This is a genomic window from Bdellovibrio bacteriovorus (genome assembly GCF_041888015.1).
Lineage (GTDB): Bacteria > Bdellovibrionota > Bdellovibrionia > Bdellovibrionales > Bdellovibrionaceae > Bdellovibrio.
Genome location: NZ_CP168968.1, coordinates 1518132 through 1534350 on the forward strand (window position 1 = coordinate 1518132; position 16219 = coordinate 1534350).

Here is a 16219-nt window from a genome sequence, read left to right on the forward strand (position 1 = left end):
CCGTTACTGCAAAAAACAAATCCTACGGATATTTCATTCGTAAATACAGCAATACGATGGAAGCAAAAGGACGGGAAGAGCAAGAGCTTCTAAGCATGAAGTCAGTACCTTTCGATGATCGTATTTGCCGTCGAGCGGATGTGGAAGACTTACGAAAGTCGCTTCTTGGCGAATACCTAAAAGATGTAAATAGTGATTTGTACGAACAGGTAGTATCGGAATCGCCGTATTGGGGATTTTTTAAAAGAATTAAAGCTGACGGAAGGTCGAAGCACCGGGATTCCCTTGGTTCATAAGGCGATGAGCGAGAATGGCTCTCCTGAGCCTTATTTTGAGACTGACGAGGAGCGAACTTATATGTTCGTGCGTATTCCAATACATCCTCAAATGATCCCCCATGTGACCCAAGAGGTCATGTCATTGGTGCATGCTCTTGGAGATAGGACCTTGGGACGGCCTGATTCTCGGGAAGCCCACTCACCATGACATTGTTTCTTTATTTGTGGAAACAATGTCAATGATTTGATTTTCAGGACGGATATTTCTATAAAAGTAGAAATTTAATGTAAAAAACCTCTTTTTTGCGATATTATTTCCATAGAAATAGAAACTATGGAGGCACTCATGGCTAGGCCCATTCAAGTTGTCGCAACACCCGCTCGATCTGAGATTTCAAGTCCTAAGGACTTGGCGGCTTTTGTGAGGGCTCGCCGTACTCAGGCTGGATTGCGGATTGATGATGCTGCTGGGCTGTGTGGGGTGTCTGTTGAGACGCTGTCGAAAATTGAAACTGCGAAGTCGGGAGTGAATCTTGACAGCCTATTCAAGGTTCTCAATGGTTTGGGCATTCAGCTGCAGGTGAATCGATGGTGAAAAAAGCTAAACAAGATCCCTCTTTGAGGTTGCTGTATGAAGATCGAGAGGTTGCGGATCTAAGGTATGATCTCGATCGGCAGGAATTTCATCTGGTATATTCAGCTCATTGGACCTGGAATGCAGACTTCGTTTTGTCGCCACATCTTCCTTTGTCTGGAGAATTTTCTTCGGAGAATACTCGTAAGTTTTTGGAGAATCTACTCCCGGAAGGGGAGGCTCTGAAGACATTGGCGCGCACTTTAAAAATCTCGCCCTCGAATATTTATGCCTTGCTCGCGGCAATAGGGCGTGACACGACGGGGGCGTTCTCATTCTCGGTGAATGGTGAAAAGGTGGAAACTTCTTTTCGCCCGCTTCCTATTGAGGAGCTGGAGCAAAGAATTCGAGAGCGGGCCAGTAAGCCGATCAGTATTTGGGATGGAAAGCCTCGTCTGTCTTTGGCTGGGGTTCAGGAGAAGTTGGCTGTGACTCTGTTGAAGGATGGGCAGTATGGATTTGGCGAGGGGAAACTGGCTTCCACCCACATTTTAAAGTTTGGCAGAAAAGGTCAGCATCTGATTCTGAATGAATATTTTTGTATGAAGTTGGCCGAAAGGGTGGGGCTTTCAGTTGCTCATGTCGAGCTGATTCGCTTGGGTGAGCGTGTGCTACAAGTGGAGCGCTTTGATCGCGAATGGAAGCTCCCTCACCGTGTCGCACGTATTCATATTCTGGATGCATGCCAGATGTTGGATGCGCCTCCCGAGTTCAAATACCAACGAATTATTCCTGTTGGTCCGAATAAGAATGACTATTTAGGGCCTATTGACGTTACTAATTTATCGGCTCTTTGTCGGCAGTGTGCTGTTCCCGCGAAGGCGCAGCTTCAGCTTTTACGGTGGATTTTGTTTAATCTTATAATTGGCAACACTGATAATCATGGCAAGAATATCTCATACATTGTTACCAGGAAGGGATATGAGATTGCTCCCGCATATGATCTTGTGAACGTGTCAATGTATGAGGACTTTCATCAGGAGCTGGCTTTTAAAATTGGTGACACATTTGTATTGGATGATGTGAAAGCATTTCAATTGGTTGAAATGTCTGAGCAAATGGGCTTGGCACCTCGTTTTGTGGCAACTCACCTGAGAAAGATTTGTCAGGAGACTTTGAAGCATATTGACTCCATACATATCGAAGAGCTCTCTGACGATGAGCGAGACTTCATGGATAAGCTTCGTAATAATATTCAAGACCGAGCCGAAAGATTTTTAGCTCAGTCGTCTTTAATCAACTCGATAGCTTCCAAGGTAAGATAAAATAGTCTTGAGGGCCCCTGTCATGGCCGAGCTGGTCCTCAGGCGCGCGCTTTCTGTTCCTAACTTGCCGAGGGTTAAGCGACCTGTATTTTCACGTCGGGCCGAATCTTAGCCAACAGCTCCAGCAGCTTGTCTATGGTGAACCGCTCAATGTGATAATGTAGGATTTCGCTCACTCTAGACTCGGTGACACCGAGTCGTTCGGCCATCTCACGCTGTGTAATCATCTCGTCACGATGATACAGGATAAAATGTTCGCACAGGTCGTACTTGGCTTTTGCAACGGGGCCTGCATTTTCAGGGGGCGCTTTGGTCGGGCGACTGTCGGCAATTCTTCGTTCTATTTCTTTCCATTGTTTTTCGGTGGGCCATCCTGGCGGAGGAGTTTTTCAATATTGGTACCAATGGAGGGTAACCGTGATGATTTGATCTTGGACTATCGAGTTATCTATCCTTTCTCAGACTTGCGCGCCGCACCGCAAGCTTCTTCCCTCATGACCCTTGTGGGGGTAAGTGCTAGATTTTCCCAATGATTTATCTGTTGTTGTTATCCTTGATCGGAACATTGACCACTCAGTCCGGCATGGACATCTTTGTGACACTGACGGTTCTGACATTGTTGGTGCAGGCTATTCGTAAAAAGGGCCCCGAGGGTTGGAAGCTTTTCAGTAAAATGAATCTGGAAGCCTTTTGGGTGTTCTGGGTCGCAGTGATTGCTTTGGGGTTTGTTCTAAATGGCCATTTTGATGGGCCGCTTTGGAAACGCCTTGGGGAAATGCGCTGGATATTGATTCTGTATCTGATGGTGTCGGCTTATCAATATGTCCGGTTGGATCTTGAAAAGCTAATTAAGGTTGTGCTTGCCGTTAGTGTCATTGTTTGTATTGGATCTCTGATTGTTTCAGTAGTCAAAGGCGAGGATCGTGTTGGCGGAATTCTGAATAGCCCTATGACTATGGCTCATTCATATAGCTTGTTGTTTTTAACTTTGTCTGGAATTTTTCTCTATCGCTGGAAATTATTGTGGGAGCAAGAGCGCGGGGCCTTCTATATTTGGATAGCATCTCTGGCTGTGGTGGGAGCTACCTTGGTTCTAACCCTTACACGCGGAGTCTGGATCGCATTGTTCTTTGGTGTTTTGGCTATCGCTGTGGCATTGAGTTGGCGTTTGGCTTTGCTAATTATTAGTGGGACATCCCTACTTATTGCCGGATTATTTATAATGTGGCCAAGATTCCAGGAACGCTTTCTGTTCGCCTTTAACTATCAAAATAACTACGACAGCGAGAGAGTAGTTCTCTGGAAGACTAATTGGATGATTTTTAAAGATCATCCCTTGTTTGGCGCAGGTTATGGAGAGAACTATACACTGCTTGGAAAGTACTATGCTTTGCAGGGGTTACCTGAGAATCAGTTCACAGGACATGCCCATAATCAGTTTCTACATATGTTGGCGGGAACTGGAGTAGTTGGACTGATATGCTACTTATTTATCTATTTTTACTTCATTTGGCAGGCCTGGTCGATTTTTAACTCAAAAGAGTCATCCCCGATTGAGAAGGCATGGGCTATTGGTATTTTTGGTGCTCTTGTAGGGTTTGCATTTGGTGGGTTGACAGAATCTAACTTTGAGCATGCAAAGGTTCGAATGATGTTGATTTTCATATGGGCTTTGTTGATTTATATCAAAGCTAAGCCGACTGGTGGAGGGCGTTATGCAGGCTAGTAAGGTTTGGAGTGAACGACTGCTTATTGGAGCACTTTATGCATTTAGCCTATCTGTGTTTGTTTCGGTTTCTCTAGTTGCAGCTTTTCAAATACTCTTAGTAATTGCCTTTTTATTAGCTGCGTTCTCAGGAGGATTAAGCCTAAAGTTGCCCAAAAGTGGCTGGTTTTTGTTGGCTTTTGTTTTTGCCCAGATATTGTCAGGGATTTTGAATTTTCCGGAACTACAGGAAAAGTCTCATGCCTTGGGTTTAATAAAGTATCCGCTTGTTGGTTTAATTGGTGTGATTCTGTTTAGAAACTTGCAGTCTACAACAGTCCTTAAAGACAGTATTCGCCCTATATTTTATCTTTTCCTACTTAGCATTGTTGTTGCCTGTATTCATGGCGTGATTAAGGTTTATTTAGGCTATGATGTGTTCAAGCTGAGAAGTGGGGACTTTGGCACGAGAGTTGGTGGTTTTACAGACGTGATGAGATATGGATATGGTTCTGCCATAGTACTTCTGATTTTAACTGGCTTGTCTTTTAATTTAAAGAGATTCCCAAGCTTGAATCGTAACTTCATCTATTTTGCTATCTTATTCGGTGGTGTTGGTCTGGTTTTATCATATACGCGAGGTGCCCTTTTGGGACTTCTGATGGGAGTACCAATTATAGTTTTCTATTATCGGAGAATTTTCGGGTATTGGATCGCAGGCTTGTCGGCAGCGGTTATTGGGGCGCTGGTGGTGGTAGCGCTGTTGGGGGGGAGCCAAGCATCTCGTTTCTTCATGAGCGCCACAAGTAGTTCGAACACAATTCGTCTTTCTCAGTACCAGTCAGCATGGAAGGCCTTCTTAGAGAATCCTGTTGTTGGGCTTGGTCCTCAGCAGTTGAAGTATCATGTGCAAGATTTAAAAGAACGATATGATCTACCTCATAAAGAGTATGTGAATGAGCATTCTCACAATGTGTTTTTAGAGACACTGGCAAATACCGGTATCCTTGGTTTTATTGCATTCATGCTTTGGATAACTTCATGGGCAATAGAGATATTCAAGTCCAGCAATTTACATAAACAGATTTTTCTTCCGGTCGTTGTTTTTATTTTTGTCGCAGGCCAATTTGAAATGTTGTTTATGGCGCAGACATCAACATTGATCTATTTCCTCTATTCCTTGAGTTTTGTTGAAATAGATCCGGATCGTCAAAAGGTGTAGCTTGTCCATTAGGAAGCAGATTATAAAAAATAGCGTCTGGGGAAATCTAAATATACTTGCTAGGTATGTTTTATCTTTCTTTGCTACGGCAGTTATTGCCTCGAAATACGGCCCTGCTGATTTCGGTATCTATCAGTTGGTTATTACATACGTAGGGATCTTGGATGCATTGGTTTTATTAAACCCAAGTCATCTGAAGAATCACTTGGTGGAGTATCCTGAAGATGAACCGAAGGTGATTTCTGCGTGGAAGATTCATAATTCAATACTCTGGGTGTTGATTGTGGTAGGTATTGGTGGGCTTTATTACTTCTCTGATGACAAAGTTTTCTATGCTCTGTTGTTCTTTTCTTCATTGCGTCTTTTTTTCAGGATTTTTGAGTATAGTCAGATTTTGATTGATGCGAGATCTAGAGGCGACTTGGTTCAAAAGATCCAGATTGTTTCTGCAGGAGCGTATAATGGTTCACGTTCTGTATTTGCGCTACTTGGGGCCAGTTTGAATTTGGTTGGTGCGGCTTCGTTCTTTCAGGGCGTGTTCGCAACCATGGTTCAGTTCAAGTTTGCCAGAGATATCGGTGCTCCTTTAAAGGGAGTTTATCAAAAAGGCTTCTGTATTTCACTTATACGTAAGAGTTTTCCGTTGGCCATAATGAGTTTTTTGAGTGTATTCCAAGTAAGAGTGATAGGCGTGCTCATGGTAAGTCGAATGGGCATGGAAGAGTATGGCGGTTTTCAGTTGGTAAGTAAGTTGATCGAGCCTGTCACTGCTATAGGTATGGTTATATTCAGCGCAAACTATACAGCACTGGCACACACCTATAAAGCAGATATTAGAGTCTTCAAGAAAAGGTTTTTAAAGATTAGCGCGGTCACAGTTGCGGCAAGCTTACTATTTACCGTTTCTTTAGTGGTTTTCCCTAAAACATGGCTAGTATTGGCCTTCGGGGAAGCCTATAAGACCGCAATAGATTACTTATGGATGGGTCCATTTGTTGTTTTGTCGATTGTCTGCTTTTCGTTATGTGTTAATTACGATCTTCTGACATACCGCTATCGAACAGCAATGCTGAGATATATCGCTGTTATTATCGGCTATGGTCTTGCAAGCCTATTGTATCCAGATTTTTCAATTTTTAGCGCCTTATCCTTAACGGTTCTCGTTCCACTTATTGTCACAGCTTTGTTTTCGCTCAGTTATTTTTTTGATAGAAAATAGCGAGAAGTAATGGATTTTTTCGTGCAAAAAGACAAACGTATCACAGTTTTTTATTTAATCTCGACACTACGCCGGTGTGGAGCGACCGCAGTTCTATACAATACTGTGGCTGGCCTAGATAAAGCTATCCGGCCCGTAGTTATTACAATAGCACCGGAAGACGCAGATAGTATGCGTAGTGCCTTTGAGGATATTCTTGGATGTAAGGTTATACAGATTGGTTCTCGAGGATGGTATTCAGTTCCAGGAATTGTCTATCGTTTGCTGCGGATGTCTCGGAAAGAAGAGTTTGCTGTCGTTCATGCGCATGGTTTGCGTCCAGACTTTATTGCAGCTATTCTGAGTTTCTTCAATGTCCGCTCAGTATCTACGATCCATTCAAATTTCTTTTTAGATTATCCTTTTAAGTATGGCCCGTTGATAGGAGAAATTCTTTCTTTTGCTCACTCGATCTTCGTTAGTCTTATCGGTTCGCCGGTGGCAGTATCGACTTCCTTGGAGCAGGTTTTTCGCTCTCAGGGGCTTCAGAAGGTACGATGTATTTTGAACGGAATTGATTTAAATCGCTTTCTCGGTTTTCGTAGAGTGGACGAGCAAAAAAGAAATGCTGTTGCATTTGGTCGGATCGTAAATTTAAAGAGATTCGACGTTATTTCTAAGGCATTTCAGGAGGCCACAAAAGGCAGTAAGGAACAGCTTCATATCTATGGAGAGGGGCCGATGCTCGACGCCCTTAAGGATCTGGCTTTAGAGAATGTAGTCTTTTTTGGAAATGAAAAAAATATTGAGAGAGTTTTGCCGCAGTATAAAGTATTTATATCGGCTTCAGAGACTGAAGCTTTGCCAAATGCAGTGGTCGAAGCTCTCTGTTCTGGTGCTAAGGTGATTCTTTCGGATATACCACCTCACCGTGAGATACACCGTATTGCTGGTGAAAAATGCCCTATTTATTTCTTTCCAGTTAACGATGTGGACGCATTACGCACTTTGATTAAGCGCGCGCTGGATGAGCCACAAAAAAGTTGTCCTGTATCTGACTTAGATTACTTCTCATCTGCTAGAATGTCTAAAGAGTATTCTGATCTGTATAAATCCCTTTTTGAGGAGGATTAATTTCCCTCTCAATAAGTGTCGTTGCAAAGTTTTCCATGTCCGCGTCGTTATAATAGTACAAGTTCATGTTGTACTGATATGAGTACTTCAAATAATCTAAGAATTTCTTAAATAGGTCTGGTCTGATCTCTATTTGACCATTGATTAGCTTCTTTAAGGCTTTCTGAAGATCTGCTGTGCTTGTCTTATAGGTCAGCCCAGGTATATCGAAAAAACTATTCCCCAGTGTAACGACCGGCTTCTTAGCATGCAGGCACTGTGCAATTGTAGAGGAATTGATAAGAATAACTCCGATAGAGTTGGAAATCAGATGGTTGGTGTCTGCTGAGACAACTTTTGATTCAAGACTGAAGTGATATGATTTGTCTCCTTCCATGGGGTGTTTTTTGAAAACTAATTTAGTATCTTGTCTTTCCTCTTTTGGAATTGAATAGAAAGCGTCTTCTACTGCAACAATGAAGTCTTGTGTCCCATTGAATGGGGAATGGATGACGGTCTGAGTATCTTCAGCAACCTGAAGTGCTACAAAGATGTAGTTAGATATAGATTCTTTAACTGAAATAGCTTTTTTTCTCTTTAGCTTGCTAATAAATAGGGAAAAATACCTTTTAAATGAATACTTCTTATTTCTTGTGATTGTGTTCAATCCAAGACTTGCTCCGACGATCTCAAGAAGCATGAAAATGTTGAAGTGGGCAATGCGCATAAATCTTTGAAATGGAGTTGCATTGTCAAAGGACTTTAGTGGGCACGGGGAGATACTCACATCTTGGTAAAAGCCAGCGTCATTTGGGAGTGAAGAATAAGCGTTGACCCCTGCATGGTCCACTGTGATGGTGTTTGGTCTGAAGTATCCTTCTTCAGAGAAGAGAATTTTGACATTTAATGTTTGGCAAATAAATTTGGCAATCGCATGTTGCCAGCGAAGATCGTTGTGGCAAATTAAAAGATTCACGCGGTTTTTGATAATGAAGTTGTGTAAGAAATGAGCAAAAGAGGCCATTTCTGTAAGCTCATCTTCTGTCGGCTTCCTTGTGTTGCTGTTTACTATCGAGGGTAGTTCTGAGACGTTTTTTAGCCAGTTCTCTTGGGGGGGGATGTCGGAACTTAACTCGCTTCGGATAAATGAAAAGTTACGAGTAGGTTTGTAATAGTAGTAGCCGAGGGAAAATAGCAGGGAATAGCTCCATTCAGGATTCAGTTTGTTATTTAGATCTCTGAAAATAAAAGAATACGGAGATTCGAGATAGACAACTCGGATGTGGCTTTGACTTTGCATAAGTGATATTTTCTTTTTTTTGGGGATAGTAGTAAATAGATTTGTAAAAGACACTTGTCAGATGCGGCGCGCCGAGTGGAGGCCTGTGGGGGATCGAAATATTAAGGTGTCAGTGTGTATCAACACCTACAATCAGGAGAAATACATTGGGGATTGCCTTCAGAGCTTCATTGATCAAGAAGTGGATTTTCCCTATGAGATTATAGTTGGGAGTGATGCATCCACAGATGGAACAAGGTCAGTAATTGAAAGGTTTCAGGCAAAATATCCCGATAAGATAGTTCCGATTTTTCACGAATCGAATGTGGGGCCGGTAGAAAATGTACTGTCGACCTATCGGATGGCGAGGGGAAAGTATATTAGCCACTGTGATGGGGATGATAAAGCTCTTCCTGGTAAGCTTGCGCAACAAGTTGCTATCTTAGATGCTCATCCGGATTGCATTATATGCTCCCATGATGTGCAGACTATAAATGAAACGGGAAATCTTTTGCAAGAAAGCTTTATTCGCAGAGCCGAAGGGGAGTACTCCCTTATGGATATCTATGAAAAGCTCCCATTTTTCGCGCACTCATCTAAGATGTTTGTGAATGATATGGAGAGTGACTACTGGCATGGGTTTACTAAAGAAAGTCTTGATATTGACATTCATGTTGCACAATTAAAAAAGGGTATGGGATATCACCTAGATCGGCCTTTAGGGTGTTATAGGGTAGGGGTAGGGATTACGGCTCTTCGAAAGGGAGTAAATCCTTTGTTACCCAAGGCATGCTCGCGGATATATGAAGATGCGCTCAAGAGTTTTCCAGAGAATCAGGCGCTGAAAAAGTACTATGCCAAATCTATGCTGGAATATGCTTATCGTAGTGCAGTATTTAAAGATCCAGTGGGACTTAAAGAGTATGCAATAAAGTCGCTGGGAATTAAATACTATTCTCCGATTCAGTTGGTGGTCTGTGCTGGGGCTTTTTATCCTAGTCTGACATTTTATTTAGTGAGTGTCCGTGTCTGGCTAAGGAAAGTATTGCGAGCTCTTTCTATTTGATCTTTTTTGCTGGTATTCCGACATAAACTCCGGACTCTTCGAGGGACTTGTTTACCACTGTTCCAGCTCCAATAATTGTATTGGATGGGACGACTACGCCTGGGTTGGTAGATGAGCCTGTTCCCATCTCGCACTGATCACCTATTTGGGTATTACCAGATAAAGATGTATTGGGTGACAGATGTACGTGGGATCCTATTTGGGTGTCGTGGCCGATAGTACATCCGATATTGATAGCAACCGATTCGCCAACAGTTATGTCGCAGGTAAGAATGGTTCCCGGGCAAACCACGGATCCTGCTCCAATAGAGACATTAGAGCCAATTATGCAAGAAGGGTGAATTACAGCCGTGCTAGGCGGAATTCTTCCGTCCACTAGCTTTCTCATCGCTAGCATGGCTTTGGGGTTTCCTGTGCCTATAATCCATGTTGATCCTGTTGGTACAAGGTTCACGTCATAGTAAATTGGCAGACCTCGTAGAGTTTTTTGCTCAGCTAAGACGCCGCTAAAAAAGCCGATGACTTCTTTGTTGGCTGCTGTGGCCCAGTCGTAAACTTCCCTAGCAAAAGAACCGCTACCTAAGATGATGACGCCCATATTTTCTCCTAGGTTGCTTCCATAACTAATCTGCAGATTTTTGCTTGGTCTTCTTTACTCAGGTCGTAGTAAGGCGGCAGGCATAAGACTCGATCTGCGATATAGCTTGCGTTGGGATAATTTCCATAAATGCTGCTGTGGAATGTCGGGCTATTATGTAGGGCTGGATAGAAGTACGGGCGAGATAGAATGCCGTGTTCTTTTAGGTTCTGGAAAACTCTGTTTCGCACGGCATTGGACTCCAGAACAATGGGGGCATAGGCACCGTTCCTGGTCGCATCTTCTAAGGCTTTTGGGAAAATCGCGCAGACATCGAGGGTTCTCTCGTAATTAGTTATGATCTCAATGCGCCGATTGATAATATTGTCGATATCATCAAGTACACTGAGTCCCATTGCTGCGTGAAGTTCACTCATTTTTGCGTTGATTCCAGGGTTCTCGATAATGCCGTTGGATGTATTGATCCCAAAGTTGATCATTTGGGTCGCACGCTCTAGATCCTCTTTATTCTTGAAGATAATTCCGCCGCCTTCGGTGCTATGGAAAACCTTAGTTGCATGCAAACTCAGAGTTGAGGCGTCACCGTAAGAGAGTATGCTTTTGCCTTTGAATTTCACTCCAAATGCATGGGCAGCATCATAGATAACTTTTAGATTGAGTTTGTTTGCAACGCTGTCAATCTTTTCAACATCACAAGGATTGCCATAGACATGAACCGGCACAATGGCGGAACAGTCGGGTTGGTACATACTTTGAATACTTCGAGGGTCAAGGTTGAAGCGACTCATCTCGATATCAGAAAAAACTGGATGAATTCCTTCCCATTTTAGAGAGCTTGATGTTGCGACGAATGTATAGGGGGTCGTAATGGCACTGCCGGTAATAGAGAGGGCCCGGTAAGCCAGTTGAAGAGCTAGAGTGCCATTTGCAACTAAGAGGAGGTTTTTTACGCCAAGATAATCTTCCAGACGATGTGTAAGTTCTTCAGTCAAAGGACCAAAATTTGTTAACCATTGGCGTTCGTAAATACCATCCAGATATCGTTGATACTTTGACATGGGAGGTAAATAGGGCTTGGTAACGGGAATCATAGGGTTCCTTTGTTGCGAAATATGGTAGATCGACGCGGACTCTTCTGGTAGCGAAAAATTTGATTTTTCGAAAGACGATCGCGCAATGCAGAATGCATTTTCTATTGGTATATAAGAGCCTATGTCATAGTTGTGTTTTACGGACTGTAAGGATTGTAGGCATGGAAATAGTTAATACGGATATTCCTGATGTGAAAATTATTGTTCCCAAGGTGTTTGGGGATCATAGAGGATATTTCGTAGAAACATTTAATGAGAAAAAATTCCTTGATAAAATTGGTCCCGTTCAGTTCGTACAAGATAATCAGTCTTTTTCGGTCAAGGGGACCTTGAGGGGACTACATTATCAGATTCCCCCTTATGCGCAGGCTAAGCTTGTTCGCGTTACTTTAGGTTCAGTAATTGATTTTGCTGTGGATATTCGCAAAGGTTCTCCGACATTTGGGCATCATGTAGCTGTGGAGCTGTCGGCAGAAAACCACCGGCAGTTATGGATTCCTAGAGGCTTTGCTCATGGTTTTTTTGTTACGAGCGAAGTGGCTATCTTTCAGTATAAGGTGGATAACTACTATTCGAAAGAGTGTGACCGAGGTATTAGGTTTGATGATCCATCTCTTGGGATCAGGGAAGCCTGTCAGTGCGAAGCATTTGTTCTGTCTGAGAAAGATAGTGCTTTGCCTTTCTTGGCGGAAGCAACTGATCTATTTAATTAAGCTAGCTTGATACTGACGTAATGAAGCTTGAAATCTTCGTTGTGAATTGTTCTTTCGAAAACTTTTGTGCCTGTTGGTGAAGATTTTCTGAGTGAAAAGTTATTTGCTCAAAGCGTTTGATTGCATCTTTTAAACTTTGGGGATTGGGCTCTTTAAAGAAAATACCAGTATCTTCGGTTAAAGTTTCCAATACGCCTCCTGCTTTGTAGGCGATGACTGGCGTTCCGCATGCAAGACTTTCAAGAGGTGTGATTCCGAAATCTTCAATGCCTGGAAATATAAACGCTCTGGCTTTTTGCATGTGGTTGATAACATCGGCGCGGGATAAGTTACCAAGAAATTGAATATTTGCTTTTGCCATCCGTTTCAACTCGGCTTCTTGCTGACCACTTCCGATAATTTTTAGCGGAGTTTTAAGATCATTAAAAGCCTCAATAGCAATATCTACGCGCTTGTTTGGAGCAAACGCAGTTACCATTAGATAAAATTCTTCTTTGCCCGTTTGGCTTGAACGAACATCTTGAATATCTTTAAGGTCAACAAATGGATGAATGACGACGCTGTCACGCTTGTAGATGCGTTTTATCCGCTCTTGAACGAAGCTGGAGTTGGCGATCATGAAGTCTACATTGTCGTTGCTTTGAATGTCCCATTTTGTCAGATAATTGCGAAATGCTCTTGCTCCAAACTGCTGATATAGGGGGGCATGACTGCCGAAGTAGCTGTCAAACTGGTCATAGAGATATCGCATTGGGCTGTGGATGTAAGAGATGTGAACTGATCCCTTTGGTTTGATCACGCCTTTGATTACGCAATGTGAACTGGAAAGGACAACCTTGCAGTTCTCCGCTATTTTTAGAGATGCGGCGGCGGCAGGGAAGAGAGGTAGGTACTTTCTGTAATGCTTAGAAGCGCCAGGAACCCTATTGAGAAAGCTAGTGGTGATGGGGCGATTTTCAATTTTTTGGCTTGTTGTGCCTGGTGAGTGAAGCAACGTATACAAGGGGGCTTGAGGGTAAAGATCGCAGAATGATTCGAGAACGCGTTCTCCTCCACGAAATCCGGTTAACCAGTCATGAAGTAAAACCACTGATTGTTGCATTACTGATTCCTAAAGATAGTCGGGCGGCCAACCGAATGGTATTCAATGCCTGCATTTCTTACTTTTCCTAATTCAAAAATATTACGACCATCGAAGATAAGAGGCTGCTTCAGAAGTGATCTTATCTTAGAAATGTCGGTGTTTTTGAACTCTGGCCATTCTGTGACGATGCACAGAGCATCAGCGCCTTCGATGGCGTGATAGGGGCTTTCGGCCAACTGCACATTCTTTTGAAAATGGTCTGGAAAGCTTTTAAGTAAGCTCTGAAACTTTTCGCCAGAAATAGGGTCATATACGCGGACAGTAGCTCCGCTACGAGTAAGCGCAAGAATAAGGTCTAAGGATGGAGCCTCGCGCAGATCATCGGTTCCTGGTTTAAATGATAGACCCCAAATGGCAATTTGAGTGCCCATTAGGTTTTCTGAAAAGTGAGCCTTTATTCGAATGAAGAAGTTTTCTTTTTGCTGATTATTCGCCTCTGCAATTGAAGATAAAAGGCGCAGATTGAGTCCTGCGTCTCGTCCTGATCTTGACAAAGCTCGAACGTCCTTTGGGAAGCAGGAGCCGCCATATCCGATGCCTGCATTCAAGAAATGAGGTCCAATGCGTGGATCTGTTCCAATTCCTTTTCTGATGTGCTCAATGTTGGCACCCATTTTATCACAAATTTGAGAGAGCTCATTCATGAAGCTGATGCGCGCTGCGAGCATTGTATTTGCAGCGTACTTGGTAAGCTCGGAGGAGGCCGGGTCCATCATTATTATTTGTGCGTCTGACTCAATAAAGGTTGAGTAAAGGCTTTTGAGTTTTTGAGCACTTTCTTGAGTATCTGTGCCAATTACTACTCTTGTTGGCTTTAGACAGTCTGAAACCGCACTACCTTCGCGGAGGAACTCGGGGTTAGAGCAGACGTCAATGGCAAAATTACAGGCGCGTTCGGCGAGCTTTGAGTTGATGACCTCTTTTACTTTTTTGCAAGTACCTACTGGAACGGTGGATTTTACAACGACGATTTTGGAGGTGGCTGCTGTCGCTCCAATAAAAGAAGCTACTTCTAGCACATATCGAAGGTCAGCACTTCCGTCATGGTCGCTCGGGGTGCCTACGGCGATAAAAATGATCTCAGATAGTTCGACGGACTGTTTAAGGTCTGTTGTGAAAAGTAGATGCTCTGATTTGAGATTTTTTTCAATTAAAGGTTCTAGTCCCGGTTCGTATATTGGGGAAGTTCCATTTTTGAGGGATGTAATCTTGTTTGCATCAACATCTGCGCAAATAACATGATTACCGTGTTCAGCAAAGCAAACACCCGTAACTAGTCCAACATATCCCGTTCCTAAAATCGAAATTTTCATTTAAATCCTTACTGAGTACTGGCGTTATAGATAGGTAAAATTTCGGCCCTTTTTCCATCCATTTTCACTTTATGGTTTTCTATCCAGATAACTCTGTCACATAGTAAGTCGACGTCGGCAGGGTTGTGTGTAACTAAAATGATAGTGACCCCTTTATTTTTGAACTCTTTCATTTTTTCCAGGCATTTGCGGCGAAAATTGGCGTCCCCCACGGCAAGCACTTCGTCAATAAGTAAAATTTCAGGGTCCAAATGAGCTACTACGGAGAACCCAAGACGCGCTAGCATGCCGGAAGAATAGGTCCTTACTGGTTGGAAAATAAAGTCACCCAGCTCTGAGAATGTAACGATAGACTGAATTTTTTGAGCAACTTGCTTTCGGGTTAGCCCCAAGAGCACCCCATTTAACTGAATATTCTCGATTCCAGTAAGGTCCGGGTGAAATCCTCCACCAAGCTCAAGCAGAGGAGAAACTCTTCCCATAATGGTCACTCTTCCTAGATTAGGTTTTAGGACGCCAGCAATAAGCCCGAGGGTTGTGCTCTTTCCGGCTCCATTTCGACCTAAGAATGCGACGGTCTCTCCGCGGTTGATGATGAATGAAATATTATCTAAGGCAACGAAAGAGCTTTGTTTCATCTCTCGAACTGCCTTCGGCAAATTCAAAATTAGATTTTTAAATCCACCAGTTATGTGATGATAAAGAGGATACTTTTTTGTGACGCTCTTAAACTCAATAGCTATACTCATAGTACCTCAGCAAATCTCCACTGTAGTTTCTTGTATGTATATTGGGCTGTGATGCACAGGAATCCGACCCAAATCGCACTGGAAAGAAGATACTGCGGGTCAATCGGAAGTCCGAGGAAGAGGTGTCGCCAGCAAATTATTAGAGGAGCCAGGGGGTGGAGGATAACGAGGGCTTGGAATCTCTCCGGGATCATCTCCTCAGAGTAAAGTACGGGAGTCATGTAAAACAAAAATGTCATTCCTAGTTGAACAAGGCGCTCCAAATCTCTAAAGAAAAGGTTGATTGTTGCTGTTAGTAAATTAAGTGCATAGGTCAGCCCTAATTGGAGAGCTAGTAGAGCTGGAAGCCAAAACCACGAAGAAGTTAATGGGGTATCCGTAATTAAGATCATACATAATATGATTGGCAGAGATATGACAAAGTGAATCATATCCTGGAGAACTACCACTACGGAGATTAGATAACGAGGGAAAAGCGTCTTTTTTATTAAAGGGGCGTTGCCATAAAATGTCATCGCGCCGACTGAGATCGAGTTGCTAATCCATTGCCAAGGAAACAATCCTGCGACCAGGAATAGCGGATAGTTTGGTGTTTTGACCGCAAAAATCAGTTTAAAAACGATATAATATAAAGCGGCGTATGTTAGTGGGCTGGCTATTGACCAAATGTAGCCTAAGGCCAAGTGCTTATATCTTACCCGGAACTCTTTTCGGAGGAGCTCGACAATTATATCAGTGAGGTAACTTAATTTTGTCATTGATTCTACAGAGTGTTTTTTTGGTTAAGATTATCAGGTTTGCTATTGAGGTCAAATGGTTGCTACAGCGAGAGTACGTACCTTGTATTCGTA

Annotated in this window: 17 protein-coding genes; 9 read left to right on the top strand and 8 right to left on the bottom strand. The window is 43.0% G+C overall.

The features are described 5' to 3' along the window. Positions 1-255: 255 nt before the first annotated feature. From ACES2G_RS07315 to ACES2G_RS07325, 3 genes are all read left to right on the top strand, one after another. Complete coding sequence (locus ACES2G_RS07315; RefSeq protein WP_374001889.1) at positions 256-486, top strand: hypothetical protein; 231 nt, start codon at positions 256-258, stop codon at positions 484-486. A 138-nt stretch (positions 487-624) separates the two neighbouring features. Beyond that, positions 625-873 carry a helix-turn-helix domain-containing protein gene (locus ACES2G_RS07320; RefSeq protein WP_347359212.1) on the top strand — a complete coding sequence of 83 codons (249 nt, stop codon included), beginning with the start codon at positions 625-627 and terminating at the stop codon, positions 871-873. After that, on the top strand, positions 867-2177 hold the full coding sequence (locus ACES2G_RS07325; RefSeq protein ID WP_374001688.1) for a HipA domain-containing protein: 1311 nt from the start codon (positions 867-869) through the stop codon (positions 2175-2177). Before ACES2G_RS07320 ends, ACES2G_RS07325 begins: the two co-directional genes overlap by 7 nt. A 74-nt stretch (positions 2178-2251) precedes the next feature. Here ACES2G_RS07325 and ACES2G_RS07330 read toward each other — a convergent pair whose 3' ends face one another. Further along, positions 2252-2404 (bottom strand): XRE family transcriptional regulator, encoded by a 153-nt coding sequence (locus ACES2G_RS07330; protein WP_374001689.1) that lies wholly within the window; start codon positions 2402-2404, stop codon positions 2252-2254. A 302-nt stretch (positions 2405-2706) separates the two neighbouring features. Here ACES2G_RS07330 and ACES2G_RS07335 point away from each other — a divergent pair, with 302 nt between their 5' ends. Genes ACES2G_RS07335 through ACES2G_RS07350 form a run of 4 tightly spaced genes read left to right on the top strand, consistent with a single transcriptional unit; the run spans position 2707 to position 7436 of the window. Continuing rightward, positions 2707-3903: an O-antigen ligase family protein gene (locus ACES2G_RS07335; protein WP_374001690.1), complete on the top strand. Its 1197-nt coding sequence runs from the start codon at positions 2707-2709 to the stop codon at positions 3901-3903. Beyond that, positions 3893-5104, top strand: a complete 1212-nt coding sequence (locus tag ACES2G_RS07340; protein ID WP_374001691.1) for an O-antigen ligase family protein — start codon at positions 3893-3895, stop codon at positions 5102-5104. Before ACES2G_RS07335 ends, ACES2G_RS07340 begins: the two co-directional genes overlap by 11 nt. Before the next feature lies 1 nt (position 5105). Further along, positions 5106-6323: a hypothetical protein gene (locus tag ACES2G_RS07345; protein WP_374001692.1), complete on the top strand. Its 1218-nt coding sequence runs from the start codon at positions 5106-5108 to the stop codon at positions 6321-6323. A gap of 9 nt (positions 6324-6332) precedes the next feature. Continuing rightward, positions 6333-7436, top strand: coding sequence for a glycosyltransferase family 4 protein (locus ACES2G_RS07350; RefSeq protein ID WP_374001693.1), 1104 nt, complete (start codon positions 6333-6335; stop codon positions 7434-7436). Here ACES2G_RS07350 and ACES2G_RS07355 read toward each other — a convergent pair. After that, entirely contained in the window at positions 7390-8715 is a 1326-nt protein-coding gene (locus ACES2G_RS07355) for a hypothetical protein (RefSeq protein WP_374001694.1), read from the bottom strand. The two genes, ACES2G_RS07350 and ACES2G_RS07355, sit on opposite strands and share 47 nt — an antisense overlap. 106 nt (positions 8716-8821) lie before the next feature. Between ACES2G_RS07355 and ACES2G_RS07360 the strand changes: the two genes are divergently transcribed. Then, positions 8822-9760, top strand: a complete 939-nt coding sequence (locus ACES2G_RS07360; RefSeq protein WP_374001695.1) for a glycosyltransferase family 2 protein — start codon at positions 8822-8824, stop codon at positions 9758-9760. On the opposite strand, the gene ACES2G_RS07365 is transcribed toward ACES2G_RS07360, so the two are convergent. Then, entirely contained in the window at positions 9753-10358 is a 606-nt protein-coding gene (locus tag ACES2G_RS07365; RefSeq protein ID WP_374001696.1) for a NeuD/PglB/VioB family sugar acetyltransferase, read from the bottom strand. The genes ACES2G_RS07360 and ACES2G_RS07365 overlap by 8 nt on opposite strands. A gap of 8 nt (positions 10359-10366) precedes the next feature. After that, complete coding sequence (locus tag ACES2G_RS07370) at positions 10367-11449, bottom strand: DegT/DnrJ/EryC1/StrS family aminotransferase (RefSeq protein ID WP_374001697.1); 1083 nt, start codon at positions 11447-11449, stop codon at positions 10367-10369. Between the two features lie 161 nt (positions 11450-11610). Between ACES2G_RS07370 and rfbC the strand changes: the two genes are divergently transcribed. Further along, on the top strand, positions 11611-12162 hold the full coding sequence (rfbC, locus tag ACES2G_RS07375; RefSeq protein ID WP_374001698.1) for a dTDP-4-dehydrorhamnose 3,5-epimerase: 552 nt from the start codon (positions 11611-11613) through the stop codon (positions 12160-12162). A 1-nt stretch (position 12163) separates the two neighbouring features. Here rfbC and ACES2G_RS07380 read toward each other — a convergent pair whose 3' ends face one another. From ACES2G_RS07380 to ACES2G_RS07395, 4 genes are read right to left on the bottom strand one after another with little or no spacing between them, the layout of a single operon-like run. Next, positions 12164-13264: a glycosyltransferase gene (locus ACES2G_RS07380; protein ID WP_374001699.1), complete on the bottom strand. Its 1101-nt coding sequence runs from the start codon at positions 13262-13264 to the stop codon at positions 12164-12166. Further along, positions 13264-14619 carry a UDP-glucose/GDP-mannose dehydrogenase family protein gene (locus ACES2G_RS07385; RefSeq protein ID WP_374001700.1) on the bottom strand — a complete coding sequence of 452 codons (1356 nt, stop codon included), beginning with the start codon at positions 14617-14619 and terminating at the stop codon, positions 13264-13266. The genes ACES2G_RS07380 and ACES2G_RS07385 overlap by 1 nt, the downstream gene beginning before the upstream one ends. Positions 14620-14627: 8 nt before the next feature. After that, a complete protein-coding gene (locus ACES2G_RS07390) occupies positions 14628-15368 on the bottom strand; it encodes an ABC transporter ATP-binding protein (RefSeq protein WP_374001701.1) in 741 nt (246 codons plus the stop codon). Continuing rightward, positions 15365-16126, bottom strand: coding sequence for an ABC transporter permease (locus ACES2G_RS07395; RefSeq protein ID WP_374001702.1), 762 nt, complete (start codon positions 16124-16126; stop codon positions 15365-15367). Before ACES2G_RS07395 ends, ACES2G_RS07390 begins: the two co-directional genes overlap by 4 nt. Positions 16127-16219: the final 93 nt, after the last annotated feature.